We start from the raw sequence: 16,834 nt of genomic DNA on the forward strand, positions 1-16,834 counted from the left end.
ATAGTTATCCGTCATATGCAATTTAATATCCCTACGTTGCTCACGCTGTTTCGCGTCATCCTGATCCCATTCTTTGTATTGGCTTTTTACCTGCCATTCACCTGGGCTCCCTTTGTTTGTGCGCTGATCTTCTGTATCGCAGCGGTCACTGACTGGTTTGACGGTTTTCTGGCACGCCGCTGGAACCAAAGCACGCGTTTTGGCGCCTTCCTTGATCCGGTCGCTGATAAGGTGCTGGTGGCTATCGCGATGGTCCTGGTGACAGAGCATTACCACAGCTGGTGGGTGACGCTTCCTGCCGCAACAATGATTGCGCGTGAAATCATCATCTCTGCACTGCGTGAATGGATGGCCGAACTGGGTAAACGCAGCAGCGTAGCCGTATCCTGGATCGGTAAAGTGAAAACCACTTCGCAAATGGCTGCACTGGCCTGGCTGCTGTGGCGTCCAAATATCTGGGTAGAGTATGCTGGGATCGCACTTTTCTTCGTCGCCGCGATACTGACTTTGTGGTCAATGTTCCAGTATTTGAGCGCTGCACGTGGAGATTTGCTTGATCAGTGATCGTTTCGACGCAAATTTCAGCAAACGATCGTCAGTGGTGAAAAATATCGTTGACTCATTGCGTCAGGTAAGTAGAATGCAACGCATCGAACGGCAGCACTGATTGCCAGACGATAACAAAATCAAGTGATTAACAAAGTTACTTGGTGATGCGGGAATAGCTCAGTTGGTAGAGCACGACCTTGCCAAGGTCGGGGTCGCGAGTTCGAGTCTCGTTTCCCGCTCCAAATTTAAGACATCGGCAATAGCGGATGTCGGCTGTAAAGCAAGAAGATTTCGGCGCGTTAGCAAAGCGGTTATGTAGCGGATTGCAAATCCGTCTAGTCCGGTTCGACTCCGGAACGCGCCTCCAATTTCTTCCCGAGCCCGGATGGTGGAATCGGTAGACACAAGGGATTTAAAATCCCTCGGCGTTCGCGCTGTGTGGGTTCAAGTCCCACTCCGGGTACCATGGGAAAGAACAGAATAATCAAAGCAATAAGCAGTGTCGTGAAACCACCTACGGGTGGTTTTTTTGTTTTTGTGCTTCATGTTCACCATTGTTTCGCCATTCAGCTTCACCATAAAAAGAGGGCATTACTGCCCCCCAACGACCGGAACAACTGAAATTCTTCGATTATATCTCGCTGTTTGTGAGGCGTTTTTATGACCTGAAATTTCTTGTTTCTCACTCAGCGTACCTTCAAGATCCGAAATTCCTTTGGCTTTTAGATCATGGAAAGTGAATTGGAAATCTAGGTCTGGATATTTCTCAGCAGCAAGTTTTTTTGTCTTCATCCACTGTGCATTAAAAGCATCGCGTGTGTATCGCAGACCTGATGGCTGGTGGATGACAAAAATACTTACCATCCCGCTGTTGAGAGGAATGCTGTCAGCAAGATTAACGGCATCCTCCAGACGTTTTGTCCAGGCCTTAATCTGGCTAACTGCGGTTTTACTCTGCTGAATTAAAATTCCTTCGTTCAATAATTGACTCTTTTTGAGGTCAAGAATGTCTCCCTGGCGGGCGCAACATAGATATGCCAACTCCATTGCAACTTTTACGGGAATAGAAGCAACGCTATAAAGTGCATCATATTCCCTGTCGCTAATATAACGGGTACGAGCCTGCTCTTTAAATTGCTTAACGCCCTGGCAAGGATTCATCTTCACCTTTCCTCGTTCGTATGCCCACCGAAACACCCTGGACATAAATGCTTTCTCGCGGTTTGCCTGAACTCTGCTCTTAACACCTCGTTTATCCATATATTTTCTGATGTGCTCGGGCTTGATGTTATCCGGCTTCATTTTCCCGAAGACAACATTTACCTTTGAACCGTATTTTCTGTAGTCTTTACGTGTTTCAGTTGCTAACTCGTGGAAATCACCGGAATTAAAGAACTCTTCACAAAGTGCGTTGAAGTTCGTACCAACCTTTAAATCGTTTATGAAGTTTTCGTAAGCTGCCCATACCTGCGATTTTGTTAGATCAGGATTGCACAACCTGACGGTACGACCATCTGTTGTACGAAACTCATAAGCAGATTTTCCCCGACGAACGCGGGGAGGCATCCAGTTATCATCGGGGTTTTTGCGAGCTCTAGACATTACATATCCTTAAAGTTTGGTTCTTCTTCCTCTGGATTGCTCACTATCAACTTAAGGCCAACTGGGTTTGATACATGTTCCCATGTTGTTCCTGGTCTGCCGTCCTTACGTGGGATAAAAAAGACTCCACTATCCCTTAGAGCTTTACACTGTAGGGAAGGGCGACGATAACCAGTTAATTGATAGAGGTCATCTGGAGTAAGAAAACGTTGGATTTGTCCGCTCATACATAGTTCTCCACTTAAACCGGCTGCACCCGGTTATTTCATTCTGTAAGCACACGATGAACACCCGTGACGGGTTCCATCGTTGCAATTGCGACATAATGGATATTCTTTCGAACCCTTCCCATTTAGATGATGAACTATCTCTACTGGCACCATTACCGGAATTGGTACACGAATCACCATGCTTTTTAGTTCAGCAATTTCGTTTGCCTGTTCGAACACTCGCGCCTTACAGTATTGAGCTTCAGATTTCCACCATGCCACATCCGCTTTTAGGCGACGCACACGCCGCTGCTTGAGTTTACTGGGCATTAATATTCACCTTGATAGCGAACACTTTAACCGGCTCCGGCCCGAAGTGAGGATGAGTAATTACCTTGATTTCGTAGCCGTCATACGGGATATCAATACGCTTGCTCATATCGTCGCGCTTCGGATAACCACGGGTGATGATCAGTCTTTCGTAGTCCTTACCATGAATGCGGCGACCCCAGTACGGATTCACCAGGCGATACTCTTCCGTCTTCTCGCCAGACTTCATCTGGTCGAAGTATTCACCGTTAACTGCCAGTTGAAGGTTAGCCACGTTTCACCTCCTGCTGCGGTGCTGCTGAATGATGCCCAAGACCTTCGTCCGTGAACGAGATGATTATCTTTGTAGAGTCAGCGCACTGAGGTTCCTCGCCATGCCTGAACACAACAAAACTGCAGCCATGTACCTCGGCCAGCCGCTCTGCCTCTACCTTCCAACCATCCGGAGCTACCGGAGAGTTGCCAGCCTGTTTGAAGTTTGGCTTCGCATCCTGAACCAACAGGATGTAGCCATTCTTTGCCGTGTCCAGTTCAGATATTTCAGTTACAGTGCCGAAATAACGATGACCAGCATCTGTATCACAGGTGCTGACGTCTACTGATACCTCCATGCCTTCGATGCTTTTAAGCAGCGTATGAGTCTCGATTTCATGCTCATTGGTTGACGTTTCCGAGATTTCCCGACAATTGTTGGTTGACGAATCTGGAATTTCCCGAAAGTTGCCATCCTGAAGAATGGAGGCGCAGCAGTCATCACTGAGAACTTCGATCCCAGCCTTATCCAACGCAAGCAACAAGCCTCGTTCGCTGTCCCCGCAGTCGTCCAGTGTTTCGTTGAGCACAGAAAGCGCTTTTTCAAATCCCTCTTCGTAAATAGCGAACGGCACAGATACCTGGGCTGGAGGGGCGGTGTAGAGTGGAGCGATGTTTCTTTCAAGGTCAGTTATTACGCTCCAGACCGGAATAGATTCAATTCCGCGCTCAGCCATATCGCGATAACTATCCGCATAGGCCAACACAGGATTTCGTTGTGGCTCAGCACCAAACGCTGCAATCGCCACATCAATCACCTTCAATACATCAGCGAGAATGTAAGCTCTGTTCCCTCCGTTTGAGTACTGGGTATCATGCTGCAGGTGTTCACGTATTTGATGCAGGCGATCGAGTGATACAGGACCTTGCGCCGGGTGGTTGTTAGTTGTCATTGGTTAGTCCTCATCAATTACAACGCCATCCTTCAGCGTTATTCCGTGCCAATCGTCCGCGAAGCTGGTAAACCCAGTGCAATCAATGCTCGCCATATATACTGACGCGGTGTGGTAGTCTCCAGTCTCATCAATATCCGCTACGTGCTCGCCGTTATAACCATTTAGAGTATCGAGGACGCTGTAGAAATTACCGCCAGCAGCTTTGAAATCTTTCACAGCACGCTCAAGTCGTTTCCAGGCTTTCTCCTGCGCCGGGGTCAGGTCAATAAGTTCCTGCAAAGTAGCCATCTCACTCCCCCTTCACGCCAATGCCAGCGGCGGTGGATGATTCTTCACGCGAGCGCTTTACGAAGGTGAGGATTGTGCTCAGCGATGTGCTGGCACCGTTTTCACAAATGGCGTTGTAAATTGCAGCCATTCCCTCACGGAGCTTGCTGTGGCTCGCAGACAGTTCTGCTATGCGTTTCTCTGCGGCTTCCAGCTCATCCAGCAGCGCGTTAGCTTCATCTTCTTTCAGCACAACTGTGTCAAAGCTCTCGGTCTGCTTTTTGATTTTTGCAATCAGCGCCTTTTTGTTGAGTGCTGTCATTGGTCTGCCTCCTGGCGAAACATCATGATTGTCAGATCACCTTTAGTGGCCAGGCGAACCGTTGTTCCGGGCTCGATGCTGGACAGGTCAAACGCATCGTAAAATTCGTTCACTGCTTTTTGCCGACGAGATTGCTTTCTGCGCTTATCCCATTGTTTAAGCGCAACGGAGGCAAACCATTGGCCTGTCCTGATCATGATGAACAACCAACCCATTAAGGCGAGACCGGTATTTAGAATGGTGAGGATGCTCATAGCGCGGCTCCTTTGCGAATCTGGGCGGCGAAAGCATTGGCGAAACGCTGTAAATCTGCTGTTACCATCACTTTGTAGCTGTCATCTCCAAACTCATTCATCAGTTGATCAGCTTCAGCGGCCATCATCTCCACACCCTGCGCCCGCACTTCGGCCAGGAAAGCGTCTGTGGCTGGGGTTGGTTCTTGAGGTGATACAGCAACGCGAATGGTTTCAATGGCTGGGTCTGTTTCCACTGTCGGCACTTTGATATAACCCAGCTGCACCCCATTCATGATGAAAATGCGACGATTATCGCTAAGTGCTTTCAGCCCAATGTTCTCCGCCGCCATCTCCCTGCACTTGCTCTCGGCGTTAGCGAGCTGTACTGCCATGTCTGTGAGTTTCAGTTCCAGATTGTGAATAGTCGCGTCCGCTGCACGGAACTCGCGCTGGGATTCCGTTAAATTTGAGCATGCGCTCTGAATTGAGTAGGCCAAGATTGCAGTATCACGATCATCTGATTCTTCAGCTTTAACCTGCAACTGAACCGCCAGGCTGAAGAGATCAGCAATTTGAGTTTCTGTCATACGGTTATTGATCGTTTGCATTGGTATGTACCTGCTGAAGTTTGTGCTGTTTAACGAAGTGGGCCACTGCTTTAGACTGGCTGGCGATTATTTTGTTATCGCCTAAATCCAGGGTGACGTTCTTCCCGCGATAAATTATTGCCGAGCCGATTTCCTTACCGTCCAACTTCACATACAGCACTTTCCCGATAATCTCTGTCGTAGGGATTGGCTGTGAAAGGCGATAGGTTTCGCGAGCTTCAGCAATGGCTTTGTGTTCGTCGATGATCGCCAGAGCTTCAGCCAGTGCCGTGCCTTGCAAAGTGAACACGCCTTCATCGCTGATCGTCGCCATGGCCATCAGTTCCACGAAACGACGAGCACTTTTAATGTTGAGTTCCGGAGCGATAGAACTGCGGGTAACCTTTGTTTTCCCCTGGGCGGCGGCTACGGCTTTATCGTGCTGGAGAACCTCACCTGCTTGTTCGCCAAACTCACGAACGCGGTCAACAGCAACATCAACAGATACGGCACCAGATTTAACTTCCTGCTGAACGTCATAATTAGCGGTGCTCAGAGTGAGCAACTTCTCAACGGTCGCTACAGACTTATTGACCAGCTTTGCAATCTCGCTGGTGGTCTGGTTGAAAGCGTTATGAAGCTCCTGAATAACAGCAGACTGTTCAATATCGGAAAGTGGGAGTTGGTTATTACTGGTCATGATGCGAGCCAGTCGCTGCACATCGTTACCGTTAAACGGCATGATATGAATGCGGTCTACTGGCTTACCAGCTTCAGCACAACGTGCGTAGCAGCGACGACGGCGATGGCCTTCAACAACCCACACACCGCCTTCATCACGTGCGATAACCTCCAGCGGAGGAACGGTGCCGCCGTTCATCAGATAGTTAAAAAGGTCGTCATCTGCCTGACGGGTGCGTTCGTCGTCTTCACGCTTGTTGAAACCTTCACGCACGTGGATATGTTCAAGGCTGATAAACATCCCGGTATCGGTGCGCTTGATGGTCCCGTCACGGGACATCTGCTTGAATGAGTTAGCGGCCATTACGCAGTACCTTCGCGAAGTTGGTTAGCGAATAACAGAGCCTGATTACCAGCGTAAACAATGCTTTCTTCTTGCTCTTCTTTCCCTATGGCAATAGTGACGTATGCGTACTTTTCCACGCCAGTGGCCTGGATATCACGAATAACCTGATCGGTTACTGGAGTTAACTCGCGCAATTCTCTCTGCGCCTCCAGCATGTGCATATTGGTCGGCGATTTGGTATGACGTTCAACGATGCGGTCGCACTCTTTGGCCCAGCAGTTAACATCGTCGCGTAAAACGGTGTTCTCAATGGCCAGTGCTTTACGCTGTTCCATTGACTCGCACAGCGCCACGCTGACGATATCAAGGCGGTTAGCCAGTTCTGTCATGATCCCGCTGTAAGCAACAGGAAGGAGAGGGGCCGCTTTACGGGCAGCATCGATCAGTTGCTCTCTGGTCATACGTGGTTGTAACTCAGTGACGTTCTGTGTGGTCGTCATGGTTAGTTTCTCCGTGTTATATGCGCCCTGCACGGCGCTGAATTTTGGTTGCACGAATCCCGGCACTATGGATGCTGCCTAATTCGTTGAATTAATAATTAGTTAAAAATATTCCCTGTTATCCGATCTAACTCGTTCGAGAATAATTTTTGCCTCTTCGAATGATGGTGCCAGTAAAGCATTTTCAACTGCTCTGGCGAAGCAGGTAGCATCACATTCGTAACTATCAGATTTTGATTCCCATTCGGAAGCATCTTCTTCGGCGTCTGAAATACGATCTTCATATTCATATTCCAGTTCACGCCTTACCTCGGCGCGAAGACGCTCGCGAATGATGTCTGATGCTTCGTCCAGTGGAAGAATAATCAGTAAATTTTCGGGCTGGTAAGTACCGTACTTAACCGCCAGATCATTCGCAGACATACAACCTCCAGAAAAAGTGCCCGCCGCGAAGCGGGCTAAGAATATTTCTCCAATTCAACCAGAACAGTCTCAACGCCTCCTGTAAGGTTGAGATGGCGTTATTACCATCACCAAGCACCCAGTGGATGCTTGAGGCTGATCGCCATAACCGGTACTGCAATGCCGGTGCTTAGTTCTCCACTCAATTGAAAGCGCGTTCCGCTGGTTTTGGATTTAACGAACTGGCACTTAATGACAAGGGACAGAACGCGCTTTCAGTTGAGTAAAAAGGGCGGTACCAGGGACTTCAAAGGTTGGTACTGGTACCGCCAAGACTCCACACAGCTTTCTTACTTCCTTGGATCACGAGAACTACGTGATTCTGGTGCAGCATGCAGGGTTCGAACCTGCGACCCACGGCTTAGAAGGCCGTTGCTCTATCCAACTGAGCTAATGCCACAACTGGAAGCGCACTCCACCTGTTTCACACCTGTCATCCATAACTGGTAAGTAAAGGTGTGCGCTTTCATGTTGTGAGTTGTGCTGCCGGGACTCGAACCCGGATAACGTCTGGCCAGCCGCATGAGATAACCTGGGTTATGATCCTTGGTTAGTGCTCAACTCCTCCTTCAGGAGGCGCTCTACCCTTTTGAGCTACAACACAACGGTAAGAGCACTGCATTCTTTTCAATTTTGGCGTTGCGAAAGACTTAACAATCACAGCCAACATACAAATGCTCTTACCTGTTGTGTTCGTGGGGTCTACTTCCCTCCTGTCACGGTTCTTTCCCCGCGTCCGTCGCTCATTTCCGACTGTCAGCTTGCTTGATATGGCTCATTGGCCAGCCGAGCAGCTAAGACACATTGAAGAGAGCACTAAATGATGCTTCTAAACAGCTATCGGTTGGGCATCACGTCCGCGTTGCGGGTCGATGTGCTTATTCACAGATAATGCTCTCATCGTTGTGTGCCGGTCTTTCCCGGCTGTCAGTTCTTTATTGCCATTTGAACTCATCGGCCTAACAAGTTTTTACGGCCTGTCATGTTTGCATAGTTGCCGCCGCTGTTATCGGTGCGGTCACCGCCACTGTCCAGGACATTTATAAGGACCGTCTCCAAGTGGTAACTCTTCCAGTCCCGGTAAGAACCCTGCGAGATGCTTACCGTGACTGACTGAAACAGCTGTCTCCTTGTAATTAAGAATCTATCACTGCGGTGCATAATGAGTATCACCAATAGTGATTAATTGGTCAACACCTCTAGTGATAAAATTATCACTAAAAGTGTTAACTTCATGATTATTAAGGTGAAAAAAGATGCAAAAAAAAAGGAGCCGATTGGCTCCTTATTCGAAGATATTTTCAGGCCATTGGGCCTTAACAACCTTACCTATTATCCTGCAATGTTCATTACATTCAATTGCTTGGTATCGTGGGCTAGGATTGAGTGGTTCAAGCCACGGCCTTCCATCCTCACGAACAAATCTCTTAAATGTCACTTCTGAATCGTTAAAAATACCTGCAACGCAAAAATCACCGGCCTCAACATCCTGTTCTGGGTCTATGAGGATTAGCATACCCTCAGGAAAGCTTGGCTTTACGCCAGGTGGTGCGGTCATTGAGTGTCCAGAAACTTCCAGCCAAAAAGCTGAATCACTGGCTTTAACTGTAGTGGAAACCCATTCCTTTGCATCTCGCTCAGTGTAGGAGCTTACAGGACAGAAGGAACCAGCCTGAACTTCAGTTAGTAGTGGGTATTCATAAACTGAAGAATGGTTTTTTCCGTTTGCGATAGCTTCAAACATTGCTGATATTTCAGCTGCAAGCGATGGGCTGAAGTCGTCAACTTTCACACCTAAAATTTTAGCGAACTGAGCTGCATGAGTTGCATTAATTGCGTTGGTCCCATTAAGCAGTTGTGCAACGCCACTCTGACCCATACCCATCTGTTCAGCCAGCGTCTCCTGAGAGAGCCCAAGAGATTTCTTCTTGGACTCAAAAATGGCTTTAAGCCTACTGGCGTCAGCCAATTGTTCGGCGGTCAAAGGTTTCTTTTTCATTCTCATAATTTATCACCGCACGGCATATTTACCAATCACCGCTAGTGTTGACAATATTATCACTAGCAGTGATACTCCTTGTGTGCATCCACGAGGAAATCTAATGAAAATTATTCCGCTATCTGAATATGTTTTGGAAAACGGCCAGGCCAAAACAGCTGAGGCTCTTGGGGTTTACCAAAGCGCTATCAGTAAAGCTCTGAAGCGCAACCGAAGAGTGAACATCCTGGTTAAGGAAGACGGGAAAATCGAGGCTGAAGAAGTTCGACCTTTTCCAAATAAATATAAACCCGCTGATCCAGACGTTGCAGTAACACCGTAACTGATGATCACGCACTTAGTAACTACCAAAGGAAAAACAAGATGGTAGAGCAAACCCTGAAAGAAGTGGTGAAAGCGATGTGTAAAGCGTATCCCGGAGGCCGTCAGGCTATGGCTGGTGCGTTGGGCATGTCAGAAACCCAATTCAACAACAACCTTTACGAGAAAAACGGTTGCCGTTTCTTTGAAGTCACCGAGTTGGAAGCGATGGAGGACATTTCCAATACGTCATTCGTTGCTGACTACTTTGCTAAGCGTCGCGGCGCACTGCTGGTGGACGTACCAAGCCTGGAAGATCTGGACCGTGTTGACTTGTTCAGCCGTGCAATGCGCACAGCAGCTGCAAGAGGGCAGGTTGATCAGATTATCCAGAAGGCGCTTGAGGATGGAGTGATTGAAAAGCATGAAGCCGAAGAGATTCAGGAACATCACCGCCGTCATCTGGCAGCGCGTGAAGAAGAAATCCGCGCGATTGTGGCCTTATTCAGCCGCCGTCAAAAGAAGTGACGCCAGCGAGTGTGCAGCTCCTGGCGTCGTGGCGTGTCGTATTCAGTGGAGAAACTAACGCATGAACAGTGTAACAACACAGTACCGCAGGTCGCAACTTATTGCTCGACCTATGCCGGGTGGAAAAGGTCCGGCGCAGTTCGTGTATGGGGTAATGGTATCCGGATGCTTTGAGCCTGTCTGCTACCAGTTTGCCGATTGGGTTGTAGGTGATTTCAACGGCCAGGCGGAGAAGGTCGAATGCGAGCACTCAACAGACGGTTCAAAGACAGCTACGGCGTCCCAGTCAGGGTTATCCGGTGGGAGCCAGAAACTCAACGGGTTATATACCTGCGCGACGGATACGAGCATGAGTGCTTCAGTCCTCTCGAACAGTTTCAGCGTAAATTCAGGGAAATAGAGGATCAGAATGAGCCTGTTAATGACATCCCGGCCAATAGTAATAAATCCTGACCTTGCATACAGCATTGGCCTGAATGAGGCGATTGCTTTGCAGCAGATTAATTACTGGCTGCAAGAAACCAAATCAGGCATGGAAAGTGATGGTGTTCGCTGGATCTACAACACGACAGAACAGTGGCTGGAGCAGTTCCCGTTCTGGTCTGAGTCAACCCTGAAGCGTACCTTCACCCGCCTGAAGACACTCGGTGTGCTCAAAATTGAGCAACTGAACAAGTCCCAACGCGACATGACCAACTTCTACACGATCAACTATGAAAGCGAGCTTTTAGATGAAGTCAAAGTGACCGAATCGAAGAGGTCAAAATGCGCTGTTCCATCAGGTCAAAATGACACGATGGAAGAAGTCAAAGTGACACGCTCCATCAGGTCAAAACGAATCGATGTCATCAGGTCAAAATGCACTGATGATCCTACAGAGAATACAACAGAGAGTACTACAGAGAATAAAACCCCTTCTTGTCCGGAAGCTTCGCAACCGGACGCTTTGGTTAATCCAAATGATTTTCTGTCTCGTCATCCAACAGCGGTGGTTTTCAGTGCAGCAAAACGTCAATGGGGAACTCAGGAAGATTTAACCTGCGCGGAATGGATCTGGGGAAAGATTATCCGACTGTACGAACAAGCCGCTGAGTCTGATGGTGAACTGGTTCGCCCTAAAGAACCTAATTGGGTTTCCTGGGCTAACGAGGTTCGTCTGATGTGCACTCAGGATACAGGAGAAAGCGAAAAAGATAGTGGCGATGAAGGTAGATCCGGAGACACCGGAATCCTTCATGCTTAAACCCAAGCGTCGTCGCTGGGTAAATGAGAAATACACGAGATGGGTTAAGGCCCAGCCGTGCGTCTGCTGTAACAAGCAAGCTGACGACCCCCACCACCTGATTGGCCACGGGCAGGGTGGAATGGGTACAAAGGCACACGACCTGTTTGTGATTCCTCTGTGCAGAGAGCATCACGACGAGTTGCATGCTGATCCTGTGGCATTTGAAGCGAAATACGGTGACCAGCTGGTCCTGGTGTTTCGGGTTATAGATCGTGCGCTGGCAATCGGCGTACTGGCGTAAGTGGAGAACGCTAATGATTAATCCTTCTGAAGTTGGTAAATCTGGTGAAATGGTTCGTCTTCGTACTCTGGAAAGCATCTGGATACAGGGTAAGTTGCGCATGTGGGGCCGCTGGTCTTATATCGGCGGTGGTAGTGGTGGGAACATGTTTAACCAGCTTCTTGCATCCGGGAAAATCACCAAAACGGCAATTAACGAAGCACTACGCCGGATGAAGAAAGCGGGTATCAGCAAACCAGAACTTGAAGCGTTCTTCAAAGAGATTCAGGAAGGTAATAATAAAAGCGGCCTGGCGTTCTGTACCGATGAAGAAGCGCTGGCCATCAACGCTGTACTCAGCGGTGTCCTTGTGCAGTCAGGGCATAAGAAGTTATACGCTCTTATTGAAGATCGTTATATCAAGCGCCTGAGCAAAAAGGCGATGGCAAGAGACCTAAATGAAAAGCATCCTGAATGGTGTTTGCGAACCTGTGAAAGCCGGATTGATGTTTGGCTAAATGTAGCAGAATCGATGCTGTACAAGCCAATGTGTGACGCATTCGGCACAAATAGCGACAGATTTTACTTGAATAGTTGCGCGGAAAGTGCTTAAATTGTGTTAAGCTCGGGACGTTAAAGCGAACTGAGCAACAAACTTTAAGAACCCGCCATCGTGCGGGTTTTTTGCTATCATCCCCCAATAAATTTCAGGGGGTTTTATGGCTTGGCAAGGAATTCCGTTCTCCATTGAAAAGATTGAACAGGCGCTTACATCATCTGTTCAAACTGCACATCTTGTCTTGGACAAGCTTCCAGCGGTTATGGTTGAAACGCCGTTTGCGTGGGACGCCATCATTGGAGCAATCATTGCTGGCTCAATTCCCGGGATCATTTCTTACCTGGCCCTAAGGAATAGCTATCAACTCGCAAAAATGCAGCACGCACTGCAATCCAAAGAAAAGATTAACAATGAGATCAGAGCGGCAGCAGCTAACTACGTGACGGCAATTAATTACCTTTCGACCGATTATAATGCTTGGGTAAAAGATGTATTGGAAAGGCGCATCTACCACGTCAGTAAAGAATCCATGCCCGATCATATTCGAGAAAATATCTTTAGAGCAGAATCAAACAAAAATTTGCTTACTTTACTTATCGTCCCAGATAAAGATGGGAATGAATTGCTGGAAGCTATGGGTAATGCTCAGAATGCCTTAACCCCATTTTTGGAGGCAAAAGCAACCTATAGAGACAACCTCCAATTAAGAACATCAGTGAACAACTTTTTATATAAATGTCATGAGTATTTTCTGCGGGACTAGGAATACCTAACCTAATTATTATTTTATAAGGGTCGCACTTAGCGGCCCTTTTTCTTCCCCTCGTTCTGAGAGGACTCACAGCAATAAGAGGGGGCTTAATGTCCGATCCTGTTTCTGGCACTACGGTCGCGGCTGGTGGCCTGATGGGAGCCAGCGTATTTGGTCTTGCAACCGGTATTGATTATGGCGTGGTATTTGGCGCATTCGCTGGTGCAGTATTTTATGTAGCGACAGCGGCAAATATCACACGAGTACGATTGATTGCTTACTTCATGACGTCATTCATTGTTGGCGTACTTGCTGCTGGCCTGGTTGGTTCAAAGTTGTCACAGGCTACCGGGTACAGTGACAGACCATTGGACGCACTTGGTGCTGTTGTAGTGGCTGCGATGACAATCAAAGTGCTCACATTTTTCAACAGTCAGGATTTGGGAAGCCTGTTCAGTATTCTTTCGCGATTCCGTGGAGGAGGGGCCAGCAATGGTAACAAGTGATCCGTCAGCGATGGTGAATGCAGGTATTTGTGCGGTCATCGTCCTTGTCCTGATGTTCTACCAGCGTGAAGGGGCAAGACATCGCCCCGCTATATCATTGCTGGCGTACTTCGTTGTGCTGGTTTATGCCAGCGTTCCATTCCGATATCTGTTTGGCCTCTACCAGGAGTCACACTGGATGGTGGTCATCGTAAACCTTCTTATTTGCGCTGCCGTTTTATGGGCTCGTGGGAACGTGGCGCGTCTCGTTGATACGCTGAGGCATTAATGAACCAATCACAATTTCAACAGGCGGCTGGTGTAAGCGCCGGGTTAGCTTCGCGCTGGTTTCCACATATTGATGCTGCGATGAAAGAGTTCGGCATCGTTAAGCCTGAAGACCAGGCAATGTTTATCGCTCAGGCAGGACATGAATCAGCAGGATTTACCGCGCTGGTGGAGAGCTTCAACTACACTCCCGCATCTTTGCTGACCACCTTTGGACGCCGCATTACGAACTACCAGGCCTATATGCTTGGGCGTGACAAAGAAAAAGGGCAGGTAGCCAATCAGCCAGCCATTGCAAATCTGGTGTACAGCAATCGACTCGGTAACAAAGCATCAGGCGATGGGTGGAAATATCGTGGCCGTGGCCTGATTCAGATTACCGGTCTTGATAATTACCGCCGATGCGGAACGGGATTAAAACTGGATTTAGTCAGTAATCCTGAGTTGCTGGAAAAGGATATCAACGCAGCTCGGTCAGCTGCATGGTTCTACGCCACCAGCGGATGCCTGAGCTACTCTGGCGATCTGGTTCGCATCACTCAGATCATCAATGGTGGACAGAACGGCATTAACGACCGCCGTGCACGCTACGCCAAAGCAAAAACCGCACTGGCATGAGGTCGCTATGGGACTTGAAATGATTATCGGCCTGGCTGTTGCTGTGCTGGCTGCAATTGCAGGTGCTTTTGGTCTGGGTAAATCACGCGGTACTAACATCGCTGAGACAAAAGCTGACCAGCAACGCACTGAAGAACGCGCAGCAGCTACTGAAGCGGTTGCAGAACGCCGGGTAGACACAACAAAAGGAGCCAGGGATGTACAGCAGACTGTTAATCATCTTCCTGATGACGATGTTGACCGTGAGTTGCGCGAAAAATTTACCCGCAAAACCTGAAGTAACGGACACGGCCTGTGACTGGGTGAATATCATCTACCTAACCGAGCATGACATTGAGGTTATGGATCGCCAGACGAAGAAAGACATCCTGGCGCATAACAAAGCATGGCAGGCGAACTGCCAGAAGGTGAGCCCATGAGTTACACGCGCTGCACCTTTTGCGGTTCGGGTTTACACACCCGCGAGAATTGCCCGCACACATGGAGCGGCAATGCTCGCCGGGTGAATCTGCGCTGTAGCTACTGCGGCACCACCGGTCACAATTCTAACGCCTGCCCGCACAACGCCAGCAGTTCTAACCGTCGTCGTCTTAATGACGATTTTTATATGGACTGAGGATAAAAATGTCATCTCCAATCATGAAATATTTCGCTTATCAGCATCTCCCGTCTCACCTGCAAGAAGTGAGTAAGCCAATCGGTGACCTCGCGGCACTGATGGACGAAACCCTGCCAGACAGCGCGGAAAAGTCAGCAGGCTTACGCAAGCTGCTTGAAGCCAAAGATGCACTGGTGCGAGCTAAGTTGGGTTAAGGCATTACAGCAGGCATTCACTGAGTGCCTGTGATAATGCTACATTACTCTCCCTACACTATTAGGGAGATTTACCGATGGGTGAATGGTTTAATGATAATGCAAGTGCCATTATAGCAGCTAGTGCTGCTTTATCTGGTGCAGTTATTGCGGCTATATTTGCTTTTATTAACAACACTCAAAATATTCGTGCTGCAAAACTTCAACGTAGCGAACAGTATGATTTTGAAAAATGGAAAGCCAATCGACAAATTTATATTGAGAAGGGGGAGGAGGCTATTGGGTTGATTACCTCCCTCCTGAACGCTTTCTTGGGCGTCGTTAACGCGTCCACTTTAGATGTCGTAATGACGCATGAGCATGGAATATCTGATAGTGTAAAAAATCAATTAATAGATAATAAGTCCGGCGATAACCTAAACCGGTTAGACACTATCATTATCTCCTACTTTCCTGAGCTAATAGAACATAAAAGCCAAATGATTAAATATTACCAATGTGGAATTCATTCCTACATTGAGTCGGCAATGGGGAAAAGAGAAAAGAGCGCTGTTGCAATTGAGTTGTTAGATATCCAATCGAAATTAACTGAAAGCGCTAATTTGTTTAAAAATAAAATTTCTGAGATTATATCTAAACATCTCTGAGACCGACTTCAACGTAAGGCCACCATAACAAATTTGGTGGCTTTTTTTATTGCGCTTCGCACGCGCACATCAAAGAGAGTCTTTCAGTAGTGAGCCTGGGTGATGCCGTTAGGTTGCGTTTACCTCTCGGGCGGCGTTGCCGTGCGACAGGCTCACGTCTAAAAGGAAATGCACATGCAGGTCACAATAGATGGTGTCCCGTATGCACCTGTCAATAATTCACACTCAGCGGTAGGGATCGCCATAACTACGCATAACAGACCTGATGTTCTTAAGCGTGCCATCGAGCAGCACATGAAGCATCTTCCGTCTGGTGCGCTGGTGGTCGTCATCGACGATGGCTCAAAGCCTCCCGCTGTTGTACCGGCTAATGTAAAACTGGTTCGACATGACCAATCATGCGGTATTGTCGCTTCGAAGAACGCCAGCCTGACCGCACTGGTGGATGCCGGGTGTGAGCATCTCTTCCTGTGGGATGATGACGCGTGGCCCATCGCCGATAACTGGCATCTTCCCTACATCGAATCTCCCGAGCCGCACCTGGCTTACCAGTTTCTCGATCTTGCTGGGCCGAGAAAGCTTAATGATATGGCCGTGCTGTACCTACAGCGTACACATGACTCATTGCCAGGTGATGAGAAAATTGTGAATGACCAGTGCGCAAAGGTACTGGTTCTGCTGCATAAAGCTGAATATGTGACTGGCAAAAAAGCTGGTGGACCGAAAAAGAAAAAAGTTAACGCGGAGAATGGCTGATGTGGAATCCTTTTAGTCGGAAATCCTTTCTTATATCCAGGGGAGTAGGTCGTTGGTTGTTGATGACTCTGGAAAGCTTATCGATGGTGAGCCGCTTACACGCGTTCAGACAGCCCTGTTGGTTCTGCTTGGCTATCTTGACCGTAATCGTGGCGGAGAAGAGGAAGAGAAGCTGAAACAGGGGGAACTTCCATTTTCTGTATCAATGCTGATTTACGACCTCCGTAAGCCGACAATTATTTAAGGGGCATGTATGGCATGCGCTGGATGTGCCAGACGGCGCGAG

Annotated in this window: 26 protein-coding genes, 5 tRNA genes and 5 pseudogenes; 21 read left to right on the plus strand and 15 right to left on the minus strand. The window is 48.3% G+C overall.

Annotation, left to right across the window (positions count from 1 at the left end; genetic code table 11):
- The first annotated feature begins 15 nt into the window (after positions 1 to 15).
- The 4 genes from pgsA (at position 16) to OGY33_RS16765 (ending at position 1,015) form a co-directional block, all read left to right on the plus strand.
- Positions 16 to 564 carry a CDP-diacylglycerol--glycerol-3-phosphate 3-phosphatidyltransferase gene (gene pgsA / locus OGY33_RS16750; protein WP_003030490.1) on the plus strand — a complete coding sequence of 183 codons (549 nt, stop codon included), beginning with the start codon at positions 16 to 18 and terminating at the stop codon, positions 562 to 564.
- Positions 565 to 715: 151 nt separating this feature from the next.
- Positions 716 to 791: transfer RNA gene (locus OGY33_RS16755), tRNA-Gly, on the plus strand.
- A gap of 51 nt (positions 792 to 842) precedes the next feature.
- Positions 843 to 916: transfer RNA gene (locus tag OGY33_RS16760), tRNA-Cys, on the plus strand.
- Positions 917 to 928: 12 nt separating this feature from the next.
- Positions 929 to 1,015: transfer RNA gene (locus OGY33_RS16765), tRNA-Leu, on the plus strand.
- A gap of 125 nt (positions 1,016 to 1,140) precedes the next feature.
- On the opposite strand, the gene OGY33_RS16770 is transcribed toward OGY33_RS16765, so the two are convergent.
- The 14 genes and pseudogenes from OGY33_RS16770 to OGY33_RS16835 form a co-directional block, all read right to left on the minus strand.
- Positions 1,141 to 2,151: a tyrosine-type recombinase/integrase gene (locus tag OGY33_RS16770; protein ID WP_121851498.1), complete on the minus strand. Its 1,011-nt coding sequence runs from the start codon at positions 2,149 to 2,151 to the stop codon at positions 1,141 to 1,143.
- Complete coding sequence (locus OGY33_RS16775) at positions 2,151 to 2,378, minus strand: DUF4224 domain-containing protein (RefSeq protein ID WP_075552805.1); 228 nt, start codon at positions 2,376 to 2,378, stop codon at positions 2,151 to 2,153. Before OGY33_RS16775 ends, OGY33_RS16770 begins: the two co-directional genes overlap by 1 nt.
- A gap of 301 nt (positions 2,379 to 2,679) precedes the next feature.
- The gene (locus tag OGY33_RS16780) at positions 2,680 to 2,964 is read right to left on the minus strand and encodes an ASCH domain-containing protein (protein ID WP_191238361.1); all 285 of its coding nucleotides are present in this window, start codon (positions 2,962 to 2,964) and stop codon (positions 2,680 to 2,682) included.
- Between the two features lie 150 nt (positions 2,965 to 3,114).
- Positions 3,115 to 3,316, minus strand: a pseudogene (locus OGY33_RS16785) (ead/Ea22-like family protein); the annotation flags it as partial.
- Positions 3,317 to 3,898: 582 nt separating this feature from the next.
- Positions 3,899 to 4,186, minus strand: a complete 288-nt coding sequence (locus OGY33_RS16790) for a hypothetical protein (protein ID WP_191238362.1) — start codon at positions 4,184 to 4,186, stop codon at positions 3,899 to 3,901.
- 1 nt (position 4,187) lies between these two features.
- A complete protein-coding gene (locus tag OGY33_RS16795) occupies positions 4,188 to 4,487 on the minus strand; it encodes a hypothetical protein (RefSeq protein WP_223123733.1) in 300 nt (99 codons plus the stop codon).
- On the minus strand, positions 4,484 to 4,741 hold the full coding sequence (locus OGY33_RS16800; RefSeq protein WP_191238363.1) for a DUF4752 family protein: 258 nt from the start codon (positions 4,739 to 4,741) through the stop codon (positions 4,484 to 4,486). Before OGY33_RS16800 ends, OGY33_RS16795 begins: the two co-directional genes overlap by 4 nt.
- Positions 4,738 to 5,331 (minus strand): hypothetical protein, encoded by a 594-nt coding sequence (locus tag OGY33_RS16805; protein ID WP_262411169.1) that lies wholly within the window; start codon positions 5,329 to 5,331, stop codon positions 4,738 to 4,740. The genes OGY33_RS16800 and OGY33_RS16805 overlap by 4 nt, the downstream gene beginning before the upstream one ends.
- Complete coding sequence (locus OGY33_RS16810) at positions 5,315 to 6,355, minus strand: ParB-like helix-turn-helix domain-containing protein (protein WP_191238364.1); 1,041 nt, start codon at positions 6,353 to 6,355, stop codon at positions 5,315 to 5,317. Before OGY33_RS16810 ends, OGY33_RS16805 begins: the two co-directional genes overlap by 17 nt.
- Positions 6,355 to 6,837, minus strand: a complete 483-nt coding sequence (locus tag OGY33_RS16815) for a hypothetical protein (protein WP_241031173.1) — start codon at positions 6,835 to 6,837, stop codon at positions 6,355 to 6,357. Before OGY33_RS16815 ends, OGY33_RS16810 begins: the two co-directional genes overlap by 1 nt.
- A 102-nt stretch (positions 6,838 to 6,939) precedes the next feature.
- A complete protein-coding gene (locus OGY33_RS16820; protein WP_128295777.1) occupies positions 6,940 to 7,260 on the minus strand; it encodes a hypothetical protein in 321 nt (106 codons plus the stop codon).
- A gap of 362 nt (positions 7,261 to 7,622) precedes the next feature.
- Positions 7,623 to 7,699, minus strand: a tRNA-Arg gene (locus OGY33_RS16825).
- 78 nt (positions 7,700 to 7,777) lie between these two features.
- Positions 7,778 to 7,903, minus strand: a tRNA-Leu gene (locus OGY33_RS16830).
- A gap of 681 nt (positions 7,904 to 8,584) precedes the next feature.
- Positions 8,585 to 9,304, minus strand: coding sequence for a LexA family protein (locus OGY33_RS16835; protein WP_047416133.1), 720 nt, complete (start codon positions 9,302 to 9,304; stop codon positions 8,585 to 8,587).
- A gap of 97 nt (positions 9,305 to 9,401) precedes the next feature.
- On the opposite strand from OGY33_RS16835, the gene OGY33_RS16840 reads away from it, so the two are divergent.
- Together OGY33_RS16840 and OGY33_RS16845 are read left to right on the plus strand one after the other, a co-directional pair.
- A complete protein-coding gene (locus tag OGY33_RS16840; RefSeq protein WP_047416137.1) occupies positions 9,402 to 9,620 on the plus strand; it encodes a Cro/CI family transcriptional regulator in 219 nt (72 codons plus the stop codon).
- 41 nt (positions 9,621 to 9,661) lie between these two features.
- On the plus strand, positions 9,662 to 10,126 hold the full coding sequence (locus OGY33_RS16845; RefSeq protein ID WP_032207800.1) for a YmfL family putative regulatory protein: 465 nt from the start codon (positions 9,662 to 9,664) through the stop codon (positions 10,124 to 10,126).
- A gap of 183 nt (positions 10,127 to 10,309) precedes the next feature.
- Here OGY33_RS16845 and OGY33_RS16850 read toward each other — a convergent pair whose 3' ends face one another.
- Positions 10,310 to 10,477 carry a hypothetical protein gene (locus OGY33_RS16850; RefSeq protein WP_227467236.1) on the minus strand — a complete coding sequence of 56 codons (168 nt, stop codon included), beginning with the start codon at positions 10,475 to 10,477 and terminating at the stop codon, positions 10,310 to 10,312.
- Here OGY33_RS16850 and OGY33_RS16855 point away from each other — a divergent pair.
- The 15 genes and pseudogenes from OGY33_RS16855 to OGY33_RS16925 all read left to right on the plus strand — a co-directional run.
- On the plus strand, positions 10,421 to 10,579 hold the full coding sequence (locus tag OGY33_RS16855) for a DUF4222 domain-containing protein (RefSeq protein WP_239823337.1): 159 nt from the start codon (positions 10,421 to 10,423) through the stop codon (positions 10,577 to 10,579). The two genes, OGY33_RS16850 and OGY33_RS16855, sit on opposite strands and share 57 nt — an antisense overlap.
- A pseudogene (locus OGY33_RS16860) lies at positions 10,536 to 11,288 on the plus strand (hypothetical protein); the annotation flags it as partial. The gene OGY33_RS16855 and the pseudogene OGY33_RS16860, both read left to right, overlap by 44 nt.
- 10 nt (positions 11,289 to 11,298) lie before the next feature.
- A pseudogene (locus OGY33_RS16865) lies at positions 11,299 to 11,652 on the plus strand (DUF968 domain-containing protein); the annotation flags it as partial.
- Positions 11,653 to 11,665: 13 nt separating this feature from the next.
- On the plus strand, positions 11,666 to 12,244 hold the full coding sequence (locus OGY33_RS16870; protein ID WP_048216088.1) for a DUF1133 family protein: 579 nt from the start codon (positions 11,666 to 11,668) through the stop codon (positions 12,242 to 12,244).
- Between the two features lie 106 nt (positions 12,245 to 12,350).
- Positions 12,351 to 12,953 carry a hypothetical protein gene (locus OGY33_RS16875; protein WP_191238370.1) on the plus strand — a complete coding sequence of 201 codons (603 nt, stop codon included), beginning with the start codon at positions 12,351 to 12,353 and terminating at the stop codon, positions 12,951 to 12,953.
- A 98-nt stretch (positions 12,954 to 13,051) separates the two neighbouring features.
- Positions 13,052 to 13,447, plus strand: coding sequence for a phage holin family protein (locus tag OGY33_RS16880; RefSeq protein ID WP_008323296.1), 396 nt, complete (start codon positions 13,052 to 13,054; stop codon positions 13,445 to 13,447).
- Positions 13,434 to 13,715, plus strand: coding sequence for a phage holin family protein (locus tag OGY33_RS16885; RefSeq protein ID WP_008323297.1), 282 nt, complete (start codon positions 13,434 to 13,436; stop codon positions 13,713 to 13,715). The genes OGY33_RS16880 and OGY33_RS16885 overlap by 14 nt, the downstream gene beginning before the upstream one ends.
- Positions 13,715 to 14,332: a glycoside hydrolase family 19 protein gene (locus OGY33_RS16890; RefSeq protein ID WP_191238371.1), complete on the plus strand. Its 618-nt coding sequence runs from the start codon at positions 13,715 to 13,717 to the stop codon at positions 14,330 to 14,332. Before OGY33_RS16885 ends, OGY33_RS16890 begins: the two co-directional genes overlap by 1 nt.
- 7 nt (positions 14,333 to 14,339) lie before the next feature.
- The gene (locus OGY33_RS16895; protein ID WP_191238372.1) at positions 14,340 to 14,609 is read left to right on the plus strand and encodes a hypothetical protein; all 270 of its coding nucleotides are present in this window, start codon (positions 14,340 to 14,342) and stop codon (positions 14,607 to 14,609) included.
- Complete coding sequence (locus tag OGY33_RS16900) at positions 14,566 to 14,751, plus strand: hypothetical protein (protein WP_262411170.1); 186 nt, start codon at positions 14,566 to 14,568, stop codon at positions 14,749 to 14,751. Before OGY33_RS16895 ends, OGY33_RS16900 begins: the two co-directional genes overlap by 44 nt.
- Positions 14,748 to 14,948 (plus strand): hypothetical protein, encoded by a 201-nt coding sequence (locus OGY33_RS16905; protein ID WP_191238373.1) that lies wholly within the window; start codon positions 14,748 to 14,750, stop codon positions 14,946 to 14,948. The genes OGY33_RS16900 and OGY33_RS16905 overlap by 4 nt, the downstream gene beginning before the upstream one ends.
- An 8-nt stretch (positions 14,949 to 14,956) precedes the next feature.
- Positions 14,957 to 15,145 carry a hypothetical protein gene (locus OGY33_RS16910; protein WP_022648762.1) on the plus strand — a complete coding sequence of 63 codons (189 nt, stop codon included), beginning with the start codon at positions 14,957 to 14,959 and terminating at the stop codon, positions 15,143 to 15,145.
- 77 nt (positions 15,146 to 15,222) lie between these two features.
- The gene (locus OGY33_RS16915; RefSeq protein ID WP_181632029.1) at positions 15,223 to 15,792 is read left to right on the plus strand and encodes a hypothetical protein; all 570 of its coding nucleotides are present in this window, start codon (positions 15,223 to 15,225) and stop codon (positions 15,790 to 15,792) included.
- Between the two features lie 174 nt (positions 15,793 to 15,966).
- Positions 15,967 to 16,440, plus strand: a pseudogene (locus OGY33_RS16920) (glycosyltransferase family 2 protein); the annotation flags it as partial.
- Between the two features lie 130 nt (positions 16,441 to 16,570).
- A pseudogene (locus OGY33_RS16925) lies at positions 16,571 to 16,792 on the plus strand (head-tail connector protein); the annotation flags it as partial.
- Positions 16,793 to 16,834: the final 42 nt, after the last annotated feature.

Origin of the sequence: Citrobacter sp. Cpo032, from assembly GCF_030332975.1 — a bacterium.
GTDB classification, from domain to species: Bacteria; Pseudomonadota; Gammaproteobacteria; order Enterobacterales; family Enterobacteriaceae; genus Citrobacter; species Citrobacter portucalensis.